17 protein-coding genes are annotated in these 14,771 nt (G+C 62.6%); 15 read left to right on the top strand and 2 right to left on the bottom strand.

The window, feature by feature from the left end; translation table 11 throughout:
- The first annotated feature begins 69 nt into the window (after nt 1–69).
- The 15 genes from DEJ54_RS05485 (at nt 70) to DEJ54_RS05415 (ending at nt 11,820) form a co-directional block, all read left to right on the top strand.
- On the top strand, nt 70–1,167 hold the full coding sequence (locus tag DEJ54_RS05485) for an acyltransferase (RefSeq protein WP_113153681.1): 1,098 nt from the start codon (nt 70–72) through the stop codon (nt 1,165–1,167).
- A gap of 155 nt (nt 1,168–1,322) precedes the next feature.
- On the top strand, nt 1,323–2,447 hold the full coding sequence (gene dnaJ, locus DEJ54_RS05480; RefSeq protein WP_113153680.1) for a molecular chaperone DnaJ: 1,125 nt from the start codon (nt 1,323–1,325) through the stop codon (nt 2,445–2,447).
- Between the two features lie 134 nt (nt 2,448–2,581).
- Nucleotides 2,582–3,199 (top strand): phospholipid N-methyltransferase PmtA, encoded by a 618-nt coding sequence (pmtA, locus tag DEJ54_RS05475; RefSeq protein WP_113153679.1) that lies wholly within the window; start codon nt 2,582–2,584, stop codon nt 3,197–3,199.
- Nucleotides 3,200–3,370: 171 nt separating this feature from the next.
- Nucleotides 3,371–3,961 (top strand): NADPH-dependent FMN reductase, encoded by a 591-nt coding sequence (locus tag DEJ54_RS05470; protein ID WP_113153678.1) that lies wholly within the window; start codon nt 3,371–3,373, stop codon nt 3,959–3,961.
- 2 nt (nt 3,962–3,963) lie between these two features.
- On the top strand, nt 3,964–4,659 hold the full coding sequence (gene pyrF, locus DEJ54_RS05465; protein WP_113153677.1) for an orotidine-5'-phosphate decarboxylase: 696 nt from the start codon (nt 3,964–3,966) through the stop codon (nt 4,657–4,659).
- A gap of 36 nt (nt 4,660–4,695) precedes the next feature.
- On the top strand, nt 4,696–4,995 hold the full coding sequence (locus DEJ54_RS05460) for a DUF1330 domain-containing protein (RefSeq protein ID WP_113153676.1): 300 nt from the start codon (nt 4,696–4,698) through the stop codon (nt 4,993–4,995).
- A 49-nt stretch (nt 4,996–5,044) separates the two neighbouring features.
- Nucleotides 5,045–5,557, top strand: coding sequence for a GNAT family N-acetyltransferase (locus tag DEJ54_RS05455; protein ID WP_245447708.1), 513 nt, complete (start codon nt 5,045–5,047; stop codon nt 5,555–5,557).
- Nucleotides 5,558–5,758: 201 nt separating this feature from the next.
- A complete protein-coding gene (locus tag DEJ54_RS05450; RefSeq protein WP_113153674.1) occupies nt 5,759–7,111 on the top strand; it encodes a polyhydroxyalkanoate depolymerase in 1,353 nt (450 codons plus the stop codon).
- 300 nt (nt 7,112–7,411) lie between these two features.
- Nucleotides 7,412–7,963 (top strand): transglutaminase-like cysteine peptidase, encoded by a 552-nt coding sequence (locus DEJ54_RS05445; protein ID WP_245447706.1) that lies wholly within the window; start codon nt 7,412–7,414, stop codon nt 7,961–7,963.
- 76 nt (nt 7,964–8,039) lie between these two features.
- Complete coding sequence (locus tag DEJ54_RS05440) at nt 8,040–8,720, top strand: ankyrin repeat domain-containing protein (protein ID WP_113153673.1); 681 nt, start codon at nt 8,040–8,042, stop codon at nt 8,718–8,720.
- Entirely contained in the window at nt 8,717–9,220 is a 504-nt protein-coding gene (locus tag DEJ54_RS05435) for a nucleoside deaminase (protein WP_113153672.1), read from the top strand. The genes DEJ54_RS05440 and DEJ54_RS05435 overlap by 4 nt, the downstream gene beginning before the upstream one ends.
- Nucleotides 9,221–9,348: 128 nt before the next feature.
- Entirely contained in the window at nt 9,349–10,557 is a 1,209-nt protein-coding gene (locus DEJ54_RS05430; protein WP_113153671.1) for an amidase family protein, read from the top strand.
- An 82-nt stretch (nt 10,558–10,639) separates the two neighbouring features.
- Nucleotides 10,640–10,963 carry a helix-turn-helix transcriptional regulator gene (locus tag DEJ54_RS05425; protein WP_113153670.1) on the top strand — a complete coding sequence of 108 codons (324 nt, stop codon included), beginning with the start codon at nt 10,640–10,642 and terminating at the stop codon, nt 10,961–10,963.
- Nucleotides 10,960–11,370 (top strand): SRPBCC domain-containing protein, encoded by a 411-nt coding sequence (locus DEJ54_RS05420; protein WP_113153669.1) that lies wholly within the window; start codon nt 10,960–10,962, stop codon nt 11,368–11,370. The genes DEJ54_RS05425 and DEJ54_RS05420 overlap by 4 nt, the downstream gene beginning before the upstream one ends.
- 45 nt (nt 11,371–11,415) lie before the next feature.
- A complete protein-coding gene (locus DEJ54_RS05415; RefSeq protein ID WP_113153668.1) occupies nt 11,416–11,820 on the top strand; it encodes a DUF1801 domain-containing protein in 405 nt (134 codons plus the stop codon).
- Between the two features lie 151 nt (nt 11,821–11,971).
- Here DEJ54_RS05415 and DEJ54_RS05410 read toward each other — a convergent pair whose 3' ends face one another.
- Both DEJ54_RS05410 and gshB read right to left on the bottom strand, forming a co-directional pair.
- On the bottom strand, nt 11,972–13,507 hold the full coding sequence (locus tag DEJ54_RS05410; RefSeq protein WP_113153667.1) for a YifB family Mg chelatase-like AAA ATPase: 1,536 nt from the start codon (nt 13,505–13,507) through the stop codon (nt 11,972–11,974).
- Nucleotides 13,508–13,725: 218 nt separating this feature from the next.
- A complete protein-coding gene (gshB, locus tag DEJ54_RS05405; RefSeq protein ID WP_113153666.1) occupies nt 13,726–14,673 on the bottom strand; it encodes a glutathione synthase in 948 nt (315 codons plus the stop codon).
- Nucleotides 14,674–14,771 lie beyond the last annotated feature (98 nt).

The raw sequence follows: 14,771 nt of genomic DNA, 5'->3' as shown, positions 1-14,771 counted from the left end.
GATCGCCCTTTATGCGTCCGAACGGACACAGGGTGATCGAGAATATCTGTTGGATTGGCCGGGGGGCTCATGATCCGCTATCGACTTTATGAGATCTGGCGCTTTGCGGCGGCGCTTCTGATCATGCTTTACCACTTCGGCCACTTCGCGCCCGGCGAAGGGCTTCAGGTGAAAAACGAGCTGGAAGCGCTGCGGCCACTGCTCGACATGTTTTTCATCATATCGGGCTTTCTCATCTTCTCGCGCTATGGCGATCAGGTGCGCGATGCCCGAAGCTATGGCGTCTATCTCTACAAGCGGCTGATACGCCTTTACCCGCTTCACCTGGCGACGCTGTCCTACTTCGTCTTTATCGGCCTTCTGGTCTCGCTCGGCGTTCTCCGCACCGGTGGCGAAGCCGCCCTTTTTGACTGGAGCGCCCTTCCCGCCAACCTGCTCCTGATCCAGGCATGGGGCGTGGAAGACCGCCTCACCTTCAATTTCGTCTCCTGGTCGCTCTCGGCAGAGTGGTTTGCCTATCTTCTCCTGCCCGTCATCATCATGGCCTATCGCCGTGGCGGGCTCACGGGCCTGTTCGGCCTCCTGTTCGCCTGCTACGCCATTCTGGAAGTAATGGTGCGCACGGGCGTCATGCCCTTCGAGAGCTGGGTTCAGGCAGACACATGGGGCGCTTACCGCACCTTTGCCGATTTCGTGCTGGGCGCGCTTCTTGCCGTGCTCGTGAAGCGCTCCGCGCTGACCGTGTCGGCCCGCTGGCCCGCCTGGGTGGCAATCCTGCTCGCCTGCACCTCCATGGCGCTCCGGCTCGACATCTATGTCACGCTTCTGCTCCTGGCGGTTGCCGTGTTTCTGGCTGGCGTCGTGGAGCGCAACAATCCCGATGGCTATACCTATCCCGCCTTCCTGCGTCCGGCGGCGGCCGTTTCCTTCGGCGTCTATCTGTGGCACCCGGTGACGGAGAGCATTTTCTTCTCCTTCATCTGGGGGCACTACATTCAGTCGCCCTCGGTCCCTCTGTTTTTCGCCTATACGGGCGCGGTGATGCTTCTGACGATTTTCGTCGCCATGGCGTCGTTCCGCTTCTTCGAAAACGTGCTTTCTGGATATCTGCTGAATGCTGCCGGCCTTGGCCGGCAGAAGCCGCGCACGAAGGTGGCTGCAGCCTGACGGAGTTCCGGATGCCTGCGCGCATGGCGTGTGATGCCCCGTGCCGCTGGCAATCTGCCGCAAACTATGGCATTCGCTGTCGCGAATACCTAAATAACGGGCACTGATCGGGGGAACAGTGTTCGCTCCAAACAGATTATGCGGGACTCTCATTGATGAAGGCAGATTTTTACGAGACGCTCAGCGTGTCGAGAAACGCCGACGAGAAGGAACTTAAAAGCGCCTTTCGCAAACTCGCCATGCGGTACCATCCGGACCGCAACCCCGGCGATGGCGAGGCGGAAGAGAAGTTCAAGGAAGTCAACGAAGCCTACGAAACGCTGCGTGATCCGCAGAAGCGTGCGGCTTACGATCAGTTCGGCCATGCTGCTTTTGAAAATGGCGGCATGGGCGGACGCGGTGGCTTCGGCGGCGGTGGCGGCGGTTTCGCCGATATCTTCGAAGACATTTTCGGCGACATGATGGGCGGCGGGCGACGCCGTGGCGGTCGCCAGCATGGCGCAGACCTGCGCTTCAACATGGAAATCACGCTGGAAGAGGCGTTCGCCGGCAAGACCGGGCAGATCCGCGTGCCAACCGCCGTGGCCTGTGACGACTGCGCCGGCACCGGCGCAAAGCCCGGCACGTCTCCGACCCAGTGTCAGATGTGCCATGGCTCGGGCCGTGTGCGCGCCGCACAGGGCTTCTTCTCCGTCGAACGCACCTGCCCGCAGTGTCAGGGGCGTGGCGAAACCATTTCCGACCCCTGCCAGAAGTGCTCCGGACAGGGCCGCGTGGCCGAAGAGCGCTCGCTCTCGGTCAACATCCCGGCCGGCATCGAAGACGGCACGCGCATTCGCCTTGCCGGCGAGGGCGAGGCCGGTCTGCGCGGCGGACCGCCCGGCGACCTCTACATCTTCCTGTCGGTCAAACCACACGAGTTTTTCCAGCGCGACGGCGCCGACCTTTACTGCAAGGTGCCCATCTCGATGACCACGGCAGCACTCGGCGGCTCTTTCGAGGTCACCACGCTGGATGGAACACAGGCCCGTGTCAAAGTGCCCGAAGGCACCCAGAACGGCCGCCAGTTCCGCCTCAGCGGCAAGGGCATGCCCGTGCTGCGACAGACCAAGGTTGGCGATCTTTACATTCAGGTGGCCGTAGAAACGCCGCAAAACCTCACGAAAAAACAGCGTGAGCTTCTTGAAGAGTTCGAGAAAATTTCTTCAAAGGAAAATAGCCCGCAGTCGGCAGGCTTCTTTTCACGTATGAAGGACTTCTTCGAATCCTTCGGAGAATAGCCGCACGGTGCAATTGGACTGCATTGGGCTACTGGGACTGGATCGGGCTGTTCGGCCCGATCTACGGAATGGCGGGATACTTCCCGCAATAAAAATGATTTTATAACGGGGTTTTGAAGGAGGATGGCGGTACGATGAGCAAAGGGCAAGGTGTGCGCAAAGCGATCGCAGACCGTTTTGGGGAAGAACTGCGCTTCTTTCGCGGCTGGATTGACCAGCCCAAGGCTGTCGGCGCCATCATGCCCACAAGCAGTGTCACCGCCCGGCGGATGGCATCGGTCATCGACACCAAATCCGGGTTACCGGTTCTCGAGGCAGGCCCCGGAACCGGCGTCATCACCAAGGCGATCCTCGCCCATGGCGTCGACCCGCAGAACCTTTACGCCGTTGAGTACTCCCCGGATTTCGTGACCCATCTGCGCGAGACCTATCCGGGCGTGAACGTGATCGAGGGCAACGCCTTCGATATCCGCAACACGCTGGAAAAGGCGCTGGGCGACAAGACACCCAAACTGTTCGACAGCGTGGTGTCCGGCGTTCCGCTGCTCAACTTCCCCGTTGAAGAGCGCGTTGCCTATATGGATTCCCTTCTCGACCTCATTCCCGAGGGACGTCCGGTGGTGCAGCTCACCTACGGCCCCAAATCCCCGATCCCGGCGGGCCAGGGCAATTACACGGTCGAGCATTTCGATTTCGTGCTGCGCAACATCCCCCCGACACAGCTCTGGGTCTATCGCCGGGGAAAGCACTAGATCGAGCCCCGGATTGAACGGGCCGGTGAACCACCAGCAAAAACGTCTTCAGGAGCCGCTTGTCGGCTCCTTTTCACATCTGCCGCCGGTGGCGGTCTTCCACACGCATATTCCATTGATTGAAAAGTTCATTGCTTATACGGCTCTTCGCAAACAGAGGAGCATTCGCCGATGACCCCCAAAATCCTTGTCTTTGCAGGATCGATCCGCACGGGCGCCTATAGCGGCCAGACCGCCGACGCAGCCATGAAGGAACTCGCGCAGCAGGGTGCGGAGGTCACGCGCATATCGCTGGTGGATTATCCGCTGCCGATCATGGACGAGGATCTGGAGCGGGAGAAAGGCATTCCCGAGAATGTGTACCGGCTCGGCCGGCTGATCGCCGCGCATGACGCAGTGCTGATCGCCAGCCCCGAATACAACGCTTCCATTCCGCCTCTGCTCAAGAACACGATCGACTGGGTAAGCCGCCTCTCCAAGGACAATGGCAAGCCCCTGCGCCCCTGGGCCGGCAAGCCCATCGCGCTCTGCTCTTCTTCCGACGGCAATTTCGCCGGCATTCGCGGGCTCTATCACCTGCGCGCCGTGCTGATGAACTGCAAGGCCGACATCATCACCCCTCAATGCTCCGTTGCCCGCGCACAGGATGCCTTCGACACCGATGGCAGCTTCAGGGACGAGCGCACACGGGGCATGATGGAAGCCGTCTGTCGCGGACTGATCGAACGTGCCAAACTGACCTCAACCCGTGTGGGAGCCTGACCATGACCAACGATATTCGCGACCGCCTGATCGTGGGCCTCGATGTACCGACCCTGACCGAGGCGGACCGCGTGGTCGCCGCGCTGGGCGACACGGTGTCCTTCTACAAGATCGGGCATCAGCTCGCCTTTGCCGGCGGCCTGAGCTTCGCGCGTGAGCTGGCCGGCTCCGGCAAGAAGATCTTCCTCGACATGAAACTGCTCGACATCGACAACACGGTGGCCAAGGGCGTCGAGAACATCGCGCGGATGGGCATGACCATGCTCACCATCCACGCCTACCCCAAGGCGATGCGCGCTGCGGTCAAGGCAGCCGAAGGCTCCGGCCTGACCCTGCTCGGCGTGACCGTTCTCACCTCCATGGACGATGCCGACCTGAACGATGCGGGCTATGCGCTCACCGCCCGTGAACTGGTGGCAAAGCGCGTTGCCCAGGCCCGCGACGCCGACATGGGCGGCATTGTCTGCGCCCCGACCGAGGTGGAGGAAATGCGCGGCGTGGCCGGCCCTGACATGGCGCTGGTGACGCCCGGCATCCGGCCGGCCGGCAGCGACCATGGCGACCAGAAACGCGTCATGACGCCAGGCGACGCCATCCGCGCCGGCAGCACGCATCTGGTGGTTGCGCGCCCCATCGTGGCGGCACAAGATCCAAAGGCTGCGGCAGAAGCCATTCTCAACGAGATGGCGGCAGCCTGACAGAACAGGCAGGAACCAAGCAAGGGAGGAGGAACCATGCCCAAAGAGCCCAAGGGATACTGGATTGCCCATGTCGATGTGCGCGACCCCGAGCGCTACAAGGACTATGTGGCCACGGCCAAACCGGCCTTCGAAAAGTTCGGCGCGCGCTTTCTGGCGCGCGGCGGCGAATGGGAAGGACTGGAAGGCACCGGACGCGGACGCAATGTGGTGATCGAGTTTCCCTCGCTGCAGGCCGCACATGATTGCTACAACTCGCCCGAATACCAGGCGGCGAAAGCCATCCGCAACACGGTGGCCGATGCCGACATGGTGCTTGTCGAGGGCGCGGAATAATCTCCGAAACCGCGAGGACAGACCCACGGCAACCGCAGTTCAGGACTATGTGATCCGCCCTTACCGGCCGGCCGATGCGCAGCATCTCCCGGCCGTTGAGGTGCGCGCCGCGCAGCTTTTTACCGAGCACGGGCACGCGGATCTTGCCACCACACCGGCGATGGAAGCAGACGCCTTTGACAGGCTCGCCGCGCAGCGCCGCACATTCGTGGCGGTTCATGTGGCAGACGGCCCGGTGGGCTTTGTCATCACCAGCCCCATCGACGCATTTCTCCATGTCGAAGAGCTCTCCGTTGCGCCCGAGCATGGACGCCGTGGGCTTGGCGGGCGGCTGCTTCAGACCGTGATCGGTGAGAGCCGGGCGCTCGGCCTCGAAGGTGTGTCGCTCAGCACGTTTCGCGACGTGCCCTTCAACGCGCCATTCTACGAACGTCACGGCTTTGCCGAATGGCCTCTGGATGCAGCGCCCGAAGCACTGAAAGATCGCTTTCTGATCGAAATCCCGCCCGATGTTTCACCGGAAAGCCGCGTTCTCATGCTGCGCCGCAACAGCAATGCTTGACGCGCAGTCTTATTTTCTTTTTTAAAATCATATAGTTGATGAAACGCCCCCTCTCCGAAAAATCGGAAACGCGCGCTTCTATTGCAACGCAGCAAAAGTCGTTTACTCTGATTGGCATGCAAACGACCAAGGCTTCGCCGTCACATATCCACTTCCCCTGGCGGCCTGGCCATAGCGAAGGTCCTCCCAGGAAACCTAGCAATGTATTATCAGCTTTATGAATTCAACCACGCCGCGCTGCAGCCGGCGCGGGCCTATGCCGACGCCGTTCGGCTTTTTTACAGCAACCCCATGAATCCGGTCGCCAAGACCTATTTCGGTCGCAGCGTCGCCGCCGCTGCCGAGGTCTTCGAGCGCAGCACACGCCGCTACACCAAGCCGGAATTCGGCCTCAAGGAAACCAGCGTCAACGGCGTGAAAGTGGCCGTCAACGAGCAGATCGTCTGGTCACGCCCGTTCTGTGACGTCATCCGCTTCAAGCGCGACCTGCCCGAAGGCGCGCATGCCGGACCGAAGATCCTGATGGTCGCGCCCATGTCCGGCCACTACGCCACGCTGCTGCGCGGCACGGTGGAGACCATGCTGCCCTATGCAGATGTCTACATTACCGACTGGTCGGACGCGCGCATGGTGCCGCTGGCCGACGGTTCTTTCGATCTCTACGACTATATCGACTATCTGATCGACATCTTCGAGCAGATGGGTCCGGACACGCATGTGATGGCCGTGTGCCAGCCCTCGGTGCCGGTGCTTGCCGCCATCGCCATCATGGAGGCGCGCGGCGCAAAGACCGTGCCCGCCAGCATGACCCTGATGGGCGGCCCCATCGACACCCGCAAGAACCCGACCGCCGTGAACGAGCTGGCCGAGGAAAAGGACATTTCGTGGTTCCGCGACAATGTCATCATGCCGGTTCCGTGGCCCAATCCGGGCTTCATGCGCCAGGTCTATCCGGGCTTCCTGCAGCTCTCCGGCTTCATGAGCATGAACCTTGATCGCCACATCACGGCGCACAAGGACTTCTTCATGCATCTGGTGAAGAACGATGGCGATTCCGCCGAGAAGCACCGCGACTTCTATGACGAATATCTGGCGGTGATGGACCTGACGGCCGAGTTCTACCTGCAGACCGTGGAGACCGTTTTCATCCGGCACGACCTGCCGCGCGGCCAGATGCGCCATCGCGGCGAACTGGTCGACCCTTCCGCCATCAGGCGCGTGGCGCTTCTGACGGTGGAAGGCGAGAATGACGATATTTCCGGCGTCGGCCAGACGAAGGCCGCGCATGATCTGTGCGTCAACATTCCCGACGACATGCGTCATCACTACATGCAGCCCGCCGTTGGCCATTACGGCGTCTTCAACGGCTCGCGTTTCCGCTCTGAAATCGCGCCGCGCATTCTCGACTTTATGCGCAGCAACCCGGCCGGCGGATTGAAGACCGCAAAGCCGGCAGCAGCCGAAGCCGCACCGGCGAAACCACGCGCCGGGACGGCGAAAAAGCCGGCCGCCCGCAGCCGCAAGCCGTCCACAGGCTCCAACAGCGCGTCCTGACCTAGCAGTCTCGGCACGCCAGCCATGACAGTTATCGCCCGACGCTGAAAAGCTTCAGTGTCAGGCGCAGATCATCCCCTGCGGCAATGGCATTTGCGCAACAGGAAGCGCCAAAGCCGGTGGCCAGAAGCATCGCTGGTAACCATAGCTGGTAAGATTGCCGCTCTGCTGATTGACACCGACACCCCATCATCCTTAACGTTTCGTTAACGATTGAAACGAGCGGGGAGCGCCATGATGGCTGCTTTGCGGGGGGGATTCCGCAGTGGGGTTCTTGCGAGCCTTTTTCTGGCAGGGGGCATGATTGCGCCGGCCGGAGCGATGAATCTGATGGAAACCGGCGGACTGACCTCTCAGCCCATCGGTCATTACGAGTTCTGCAAGGCCAACCCGGTCGAATGCTCGATCCGCATGCGCGATCAGGGGCCGGTGCATATGACCAAGACGCTCTGGAAAACCCTGACCGAGGTCAACACGGCGGTGAACAACGCCATCGAGCCGATGAACGACATCGACATCTATGGCCAGGAAGAAGTGTGGACCTACCCTTCAACCGGCGTTGGCGACTGCGAGGACTATGTGCTCGAGAAGCGCCGCGCTCTGAAACGGGCCGGCATTTCGCTCTCCAACCTTCTGATCACCGTCGTGCGCAAGCCCAATGGCGAGGGCCATGCGGTCTTGACCGTGCGCACGGATCGCGGGGACTTCGTTCTCGACAACCTCAACAACAGCGTGAAGCTGTGGAGCGCCACCGGCTACAGCTATCTGAAGCGTCAGGCCAGCACGCATACCGGCCGTTGGGTGAGCCTGCGCGAAAGCAACAACCCGGTCGTCGGCGCAGTGAGCGAATAGCCGCATCGGCGCGCTCCAAACTTCGTCACAATTGATGGACTAAGGTCTTTCCCGAAGAGCAGATCGGGAGACCTGAATGAATGTATTGCGCGCACAATCCGGCCGGCGGTTTCTCCGCCTCGTGGCAGCAGCCCTGATGGCCGCCGCCCTTCAAACCGGTGCTTTTGCACAAACGCCCCTCATCACCGCTGCAGAAAGTGGCGACATCGCTGCACTGGAGAACGCGCTTCAAAACGGCGCTGCCGTCGATGAGCGTGACGCGCGCAAGAGAACGGCCCTCATGGCCGCCGTGCAGGCAAACCAGGGGGAGGCCGCGCGCCTTCTGATCGAAGCGGGTGCTGATGTCAATGCGAAGGACGGAATCGAGGACAGCCCCTATCTGCTGGCTGGCGCACGCGGCTATCAGGATATTCTGCGCCTGACGCTCGACAACGGCGCAGACCTTGAAAGCACCAACCGCTTCGGTGGAACAGCGCTCATCCCCGCAGCCGACCGCGGCCATGTGGAGACCGTACGCACGCTGATCGAGGCCGGGGTTGATCTCGACCATGTGAACAAGCTCGGCTGGACGGCGCTGCTGGAAGCCGTGATCCTGGGCGATGGCGGGCCGAACCATACGGCGATCGTGAAACTGCTGGTCGACGCCGGCGCAGACACCGACATTGCCGACCGCGAAGGCGTAACCCCATTGCAGCACGCAAAACGCAGCGGCTACACGGAGATGATCGAAATTCTGGAAGGCGCAGGGGCAAAATGAGCGACACGAAACGTTTTCTGGACGAAGCCATCGCGCTTGCCTTCGACAATGTCGATGAGGGTGGCCGGCCATTCGGCGCCGTGGTGGTGAAGGACGGCGCGGTGGTTGCGCGCGGTGTCAATCGTATGGCGGTGGACTGCGATCCCACCGCCCATGCCGAGCTGCTTGCACTGCGCGCCGCCGGCAAGGCGCTGGGCGCCCCCCGCCTCGACGGTTGCGCGGTCTATGCCAGCGGCCAGCCCTGCCCCATGTGCTTCGCCGCCATGCGCATGTGCGGTGTCGACCGGGTCTTCTTCGCTTATTCCAATGACGAGGCCGAACCCTATGGCCTGTCGACAGCCTCCATCGCCGCCGAGCTTGCCCGCCCCGTCGATGAGCAGGAAGGCATTGAAGCAGCGCACATCCCGCAGGCGCAGGGCGCGCGCGGGCATCTCTACGAAACATGGCTCCAGAGAAACGGGCTCCAGAGAAACAGCCTGAAGAGATACGACGGGACCTGACCACGCCTCCCCGCGCTCCCGGGATCGCGACTGGTGCGTTCGCGCCGGTTCCGGCCACCGGGCCTTGAGACATTGAAGCGATTGTGGTCCGCAGGACGCTCCAGCCTGTTCTCAGATTCGGAGTGCCCATGCCCAAGACATCCCTCGCCGATCCCTCCGGTTCCCTGGTCGAGCGCCTCGACCTCGCGCCCCATGCCTCCGGCCCGCTTGATGGGCTGACCTTCACCGTGAAGGACAATATCGACCTGGCGGGGCTCAAGACCTCCTATGGCAGCCCGGCATGGCGGGACGCCCATGCGGCCCCGGTTCACAACGCGCTGTGTGTCGACCAGGTGCTTGCCGCAGGAGCGCGCTGCGTCGGAAAGGTGGTAGCCGACGAGTTCACCTACAGCCTCGACGGTGAGAGCCATTTCTTCGGAACGCCGCGCAACGGCAATGCGCCGGAGCGTATTCCCGGCGGCTCCTCCAGCGGTTCGGCCTCGTCCGTTTCCAATGGGCTCGCAGACTTTTCGCTCGGCACGGATTCGGGCGGCTCGATCCGCGTCCCGGCAAGCCTGTGCGGCCTGTGGGGCCTGCGCCCCTCGCTGCACCGCGTTTCCGAGGCCGGCGTCCTGCCCTTCATGCCGAGCGTCAGCACGGTGGGCGTGGTGGCAAACAGCCTTGCAACGCTCGACAGCGCCGCGCGCGTGCTCCTGCGCAGCGGCAAGGCGAAACCACAAAAGCTGGAGCGCATCATTGTCCTGACGGATGCGGTGGAAATCGCCGACGCGACCGTGCAGCAGCAGGTGGAGGCGGCGCTGGAGGCGATTGCCGTGAAAACGGGCATTGCGCCGAAGCCCATGCGCTTTGCGGCGCTGATCGGTGCAGATGCCTCCCTGAGCGACTGCAATCTGAAGGCGCTTCGCGACCTGCAGACGGCGGAGTTCCAGAGCACGGTTGCGAACTGGATCGAGACCGAAAAGCCGGAACTCGGCTTCACCTTCTCCATGGCCTACGGCAATGTAGCCGCCTTCGATCGCATCGCCGCGCTCGAGAGCATCACCCATTGTGAACGCCTGTTCGAGGCGATCAACGCGGCCCTCACCCCGGGCACGGTGGTCTGCTTTCCCACGACGCCGGTGATCGCGCCGCTGAAGGGCTCCCTGACGACAATGGAAGCAGTGATCGATTTCTACGACCGGACAATGACCCTCACCGCATTCTCCGGCGTGGCGCGGCTTCCCGAAATCTCGGCCCCGATCATGACGGTCGATGACTGTCCGGTGGGGCTTTCCTTTGCCGCCGCGCATTATCAGGATGAATTCCTGCTCGATGCGGTGAGGCAGATGGCTGGCTGACACACAGCACAGCCCCGACATTGACAAATCCATAACTGCGGGGTTATTTATTAAAACAATAACCCTGTAGTTATGTGTAACAATGCAGCCGACCCGTGATACCCTCTTCCGAACATTGGCCGACCCCACACGCCGCACCATCTTCGAGCGGCTGTGCCGCGATGGCGATCTGACGGTCACCGCCCTCACCGCCGGGGCCGGGGTATCGCAGCCCGCCGTTTCCAAGCATCTTGGCGTGTTGAAGCGCGCCGGGCTGGTGCATGACCGGCAAAGCGGCCGACAGACCTTTTACAGCGCCGACCCGGTTGCGCTGGCCCCGCTCCTCGACTGGACGCGTGAGATGGCCGGCTTCTGGGAGAACCGGTTCGATGATCTGGAAGATCTTCTCGACAGGATGGATCAATGAACGACGCAACAGCCGAAACGCTCTGTGTGGTGGTGGAGCGCACGCTTTCGCATCCGCCGGAAAAGGTCTGGCGGGCGCTCACCCAGCCGCACCTGATCGCCGAATGGCTGATGAAGAACGATTTCGCACCCCGCGTCGGACACCGCTTCAGCCTCACCGCAGACTGGGGTGGCGTTGACTGCGTGGTGGAAGAGATCGAACCGTACCGAACGCTCTCCTACGCCTGGGACACAAAGGACCTGCGCAGCACTGTCACATGGACGCTGACGCCGACGGCCGGCGGCACATTGCTGCGCATGGAGCAGGAGGGCTTTCTGCCAGAGCAGAAGCCCTACCATCGCGGCGCAAGCGCTGCATGGCCGCGCTTCATCTCGGAACTCGAAAGGGTTCTTGAACGCCTCGACTGAGCATCGAAAGCAGTCACATGCAAAAGAACAATCGGAGATCGCCCCATGAGCGCAACCGACACCGGCAAAACCCCGTCAGAACAGATCGATGCACGCATTGCGGAACTGAATGACTGGCGCGGCGAAACCCTCGCCCACCTTCGGCAACTGGTCCTGGAGGCCCTGCCGCAAGTGACGGAAGAATGGAAATGGCGTGGCGTTCCCGTCTGGTATCAGGACGGCATGCTGTGCACCGGAGAGACCTACAAGAAGGCCGTGAAAATGACCTTCGCCAAAGGCGCGAAGCTGGACGACCCGTCCGGCCTTTTCAACGCCAGCCTCGAAGGCAACACCCGCCGCGCCATCGACTTTCACGAAGGCGATGCGATTGATGAAGAAGCGCTCAGGGCCCTTCTGAAGGCCGCAGCCGAACTGAATGCATCGACAGGCCGCAAGAAGCGTGCCGGCTAACCGCCTCGCCCTCCCTTGGGCCCCCGGGGTCACACGTGCTCACACCCACGATGCACCGCCAGTCGAGACAATTACCCGGCAAACCACCGGCCACCACGTGCCTCCGCACCGCCCCATTGAACGCCGGACAGCCGAACGAAACGGCAGAGCGTCACGCCGCCTCTGCGCGCACCGTGCCGGCCACGCGGTAGGAGATCGCCTCGGCCAGATGGGTTCGCGTGACATCGCCGGCGCCATCCAGATCGGCCAGCGTGCGCGCGACCTTGAGAACCCGGTGATACGCACGCGCGGAAAAGCCGAGCTTCTCGCTCGCCTCCCGAATGAGCGCCGTGCACGGCGCATCGAGCGTCACCACATCCTCGATCATTGCGGCCGAGCAGGAGGCATTGGTCGTCCACGCAGGCAGGCCCAGCGCCGTGTATCGTTCCTGTTGCATGGCGCGTGCCCGGCTGACGCGCTCCGCAACCACCGCACTGGGCTCCGAACGCCCGCCCCCGCCGATCAGATCGCTCGCGGAGACGGCGGGAACATCGACCCGAAGATCGATACGGTCGAGCAGCGGCCCCGAAATGCGCGCCTGATAATCCGTCTGGCAGCGCGGGCCGCGCCGGCAGCGATGCCCCGGCTCCCCGGCCATGCCGCAACGGCACGGGTTCATGGCCGCAACAAGCTGGATACGGGCCGGATAGCTGACCCGGTGATTTGCGCGCGCGATCACGCATTCGGCGGTTTCCAGCGGCTGGCGCAGCGAATCCAGAACCTGCGGTGAAAACTCCGGCAACTCGTCCAGAAACAGAACCCCGTGATGCGCCAGCGAAGCCTCGCCGGGACGCGCCTTCAATCCGCCGCCCACGATGGCCGCCATGGAGGCCGAGTGATGCGGCGCGCGAAACGGACGCTGATCAGTGAGTTTGCCCTCCGCCAGTTCCCCGGCAATGGAAGCGATCATGGAGACTTCCAGCAATTCGCGCGGAGACAGGGGCGGCAGAATGGATGGCAGGCGCTGCGCCAGCATCGACTTGCCGGCCCCGGGCGGGCCATTCATCAGAAGATTGTGCCCGCCAGCGGCCGCCACCTCCAGAACCCGCTTGGCCCCCTCCTGCCCTTTGATGTCGGCAAGATCCGGCAATCTGACCGGCGGCGGCCCGAGAGCCGGCTCCGGGCGGCTCATCACCTGGCTACCCTTGAAATGATTGGCGAGCGCGATGAGGCTGCGCGGCGCGAGAATGTCGAGATCCGCGCTGGCCCACGCGGCCTCCGCGCCGCAGGCATGCGGGCAGATCAGGCCGCGCCCCATCGCATTCGCCCCGATGGCCGCCGGCAGAACACCGTTCACCGCCGCCACCGTGCCATCGAGCGAGAGTTCTCCAAGCACGACATAGCCAGCTAATGAATCGTCGGGAATCGCGCCGAGAGCGGCCATGAGACCCAGCGCAATCGGCAAATCGTAATGGCTGCCCTCTTTCGGCAGGTCCGCAGGCGCGAGGTTGATCGTCACCTTCTTGGGCGGCATGGAAAGGCCCGACGCATGAAGCGCCGCCTGCACCCGCTCCCGGCTTTCCGCGACGGCCTTGTCGGCCAGCCCGACGATCTGCATCCCCATCTTGCCGGGAGCCACCATCACCTGCACCTCGACAGGCACAGCCTCCACGCCCTGAAATGCCACAGTGCTCACATGCGAAACCATGTGCTCTCCCCCTGCGCACGCCCGGCATTGCCGCCAGAACACGAGTTCCAATCCCCTTGCAACCGCATTGAAGCAGCTTCAGGCGATCAGATCAAGAACATTGAGAGAACAACCTAGCGCAAAGGTTGTCTTCAGGTTGCAAAGAGTTGTGCCGGGAGAACAGATCGGGGCGAGCGCAAACGCAGCCCGCCCCTTAAACCTGATGCATGATGCAGCGGTCAGACTGCAGCGCAGCGCGCCTCGACGGCATTCCAGAACAGCGCGGCAATATCCGCGCCGCCGAATTTCTTGACCTCGCGGAGGCCCGTCGGAGAGGTCACATTGATCTCCGTCAGCCAGTCACCGATGACATCGATGCCAACCAGCGTGAAACCGCGCTCGCGCAGCGACGGCCCGATGCGCGCGCAGATCTCGCGCTCGCGATCCGTCAGTTCCGCATGTTCGGCGCGGCCGCCCACATGCATGTTGGAGCGCGAATCGTGCTCGGCCGGCACACGGTTGATGGCGCCAACCGGCTCACCCTCAATGAGGATGATGCGCTTGTCGCCGCCACGCACCTCTTTCAGGTAGCGCTGCACGATGAAGGGCTCGCGGAACGCTTCCATGAACATTTCCAGAAGCGAGGCCAGATTGCGGTCTCCCTCCTTGAGGTGGAAGATGCCGGCGCCGCCATTGCCGTAGAGCGGCTTGACGATGATGTCGCCATGCTTCCTGCGGAAATCATCGACCTCGCGCGGATCGCGGGTGATCAGCGTTTCCGGCATCAGGTCGGCGAATTCCGTCACGAAGATCTTTTCCGGGCTGTTGCGCACCCAGGCCGGATCATTGACCACGAGCGTCTTCGGGTGAATGCGCTCCAGAATATGCGTCGTGGTGATGTAATTCATGTCGAACGGCGGATCCTGGCGCAGAAGCACCACATCCAGCTCCGAAAGGTCCGTGCGCTGCGGCTCGCCGAGCGTGAAGTGGTTGCCCACCTCATCGCGCACCTCAAGCGTCTCGGCCCAGGCGATAACCTTGCCATCGGCCATGGAGAGGCGATCCGGCGTGTAGTGCCAGAGCGCATGGCCCCGCCTCTGCGCTTCCAGAGCGAGCGCGAAGCTGGTGTCGCCGGCAATCGAAATGGTGGAGATATGGTCCATCTGGACCGCGACTTTCAGGGACATGGAAAGAGCTCCGGAGGGGACTGTTGTGCGGCAGATGACGGCCCGCGCATGCTTCTGTCAAGCTGTGGATGCCGCACAGACGTCACGCCGCGCCGTCG

This window comes from Nitratireductor sp. OM-1 (genome assembly GCF_003296175.1).
Lineage (GTDB): Bacteria > Pseudomonadota > Alphaproteobacteria > Rhizobiales > Rhizobiaceae > Nitratireductor > Nitratireductor aquimarinus.
Note: the sequence above shows the minus strand (reverse complement) of the source record. Positions and strands in the feature narration are given on the sequence as shown.

What these genes read in the sequence shown, in the direction of transcription:
- DEJ54_RS05485 (WP_113153681.1), top strand. Translation starts at nt 70, where the DNA reads ATGATCCGCTATCGACTTTATGAGATCTGGCGCTTTGCGGCGGCGCTT.
- dnaJ (WP_113153680.1), top strand. Translation starts at nt 1,323, where the DNA reads ATGAAGGCAGATTTTTACGAGACGCTCAGCGTGTCGAGAAACGCCGAC.
- pmtA (WP_113153679.1), top strand. Translation starts at nt 2,582, where the DNA reads ATGAGCAAAGGGCAAGGTGTGCGCAAAGCGATCGCAGACCGTTTTGGG.
- DEJ54_RS05470 (WP_113153678.1), top strand. Translation starts at nt 3,371, where the DNA reads ATGACCCCCAAAATCCTTGTCTTTGCAGGATCGATCCGCACGGGCGCC.
- pyrF (WP_113153677.1), top strand. Translation starts at nt 3,964, where the DNA reads ATGACCAACGATATTCGCGACCGCCTGATCGTGGGCCTCGATGTACCG.
- DEJ54_RS05460 (WP_113153676.1), top strand. Translation starts at nt 4,696, where the DNA reads ATGCCCAAAGAGCCCAAGGGATACTGGATTGCCCATGTCGATGTGCGC.
- DEJ54_RS05450 (WP_113153674.1), top strand. Translation starts at nt 5,759, where the DNA reads ATGTATTATCAGCTTTATGAATTCAACCACGCCGCGCTGCAGCCGGCG.
- DEJ54_RS05445 (WP_245447706.1), top strand. Translation starts at nt 7,412, where the DNA reads ATGATTGCGCCGGCCGGAGCGATGAATCTGATGGAAACCGGCGGACTG.
- DEJ54_RS05440 (WP_113153673.1), top strand. Translation starts at nt 8,040, where the DNA reads ATGAATGTATTGCGCGCACAATCCGGCCGGCGGTTTCTCCGCCTCGTG.
- DEJ54_RS05435 (WP_113153672.1), top strand. Translation starts at nt 8,717, where the DNA reads ATGAGCGACACGAAACGTTTTCTGGACGAAGCCATCGCGCTTGCCTTC.
- DEJ54_RS05430 (WP_113153671.1), top strand. Translation starts at nt 9,349, where the DNA reads ATGCCCAAGACATCCCTCGCCGATCCCTCCGGTTCCCTGGTCGAGCGC.
- DEJ54_RS05425 (WP_113153670.1), top strand. Translation starts at nt 10,640, where the DNA reads ATGCAGCCGACCCGTGATACCCTCTTCCGAACATTGGCCGACCCCACA.
- DEJ54_RS05420 (WP_113153669.1), top strand. Translation starts at nt 10,960, where the DNA reads ATGAACGACGCAACAGCCGAAACGCTCTGTGTGGTGGTGGAGCGCACG.
- DEJ54_RS05415 (WP_113153668.1), top strand. Translation starts at nt 11,416, where the DNA reads ATGAGCGCAACCGACACCGGCAAAACCCCGTCAGAACAGATCGATGCA.
- DEJ54_RS05410 (WP_113153667.1), bottom strand. Translation starts at nt 13,507, where the DNA reads ATGGTTTCGCATGTGAGCACTGTGGCATTTCAGGGCGTGGAGGCTGTG.
- gshB (WP_113153666.1), bottom strand. Translation starts at nt 14,673, where the DNA reads ATGTCCCTGAAAGTCGCGGTCCAGATGGACCATATCTCCACCATTTCG.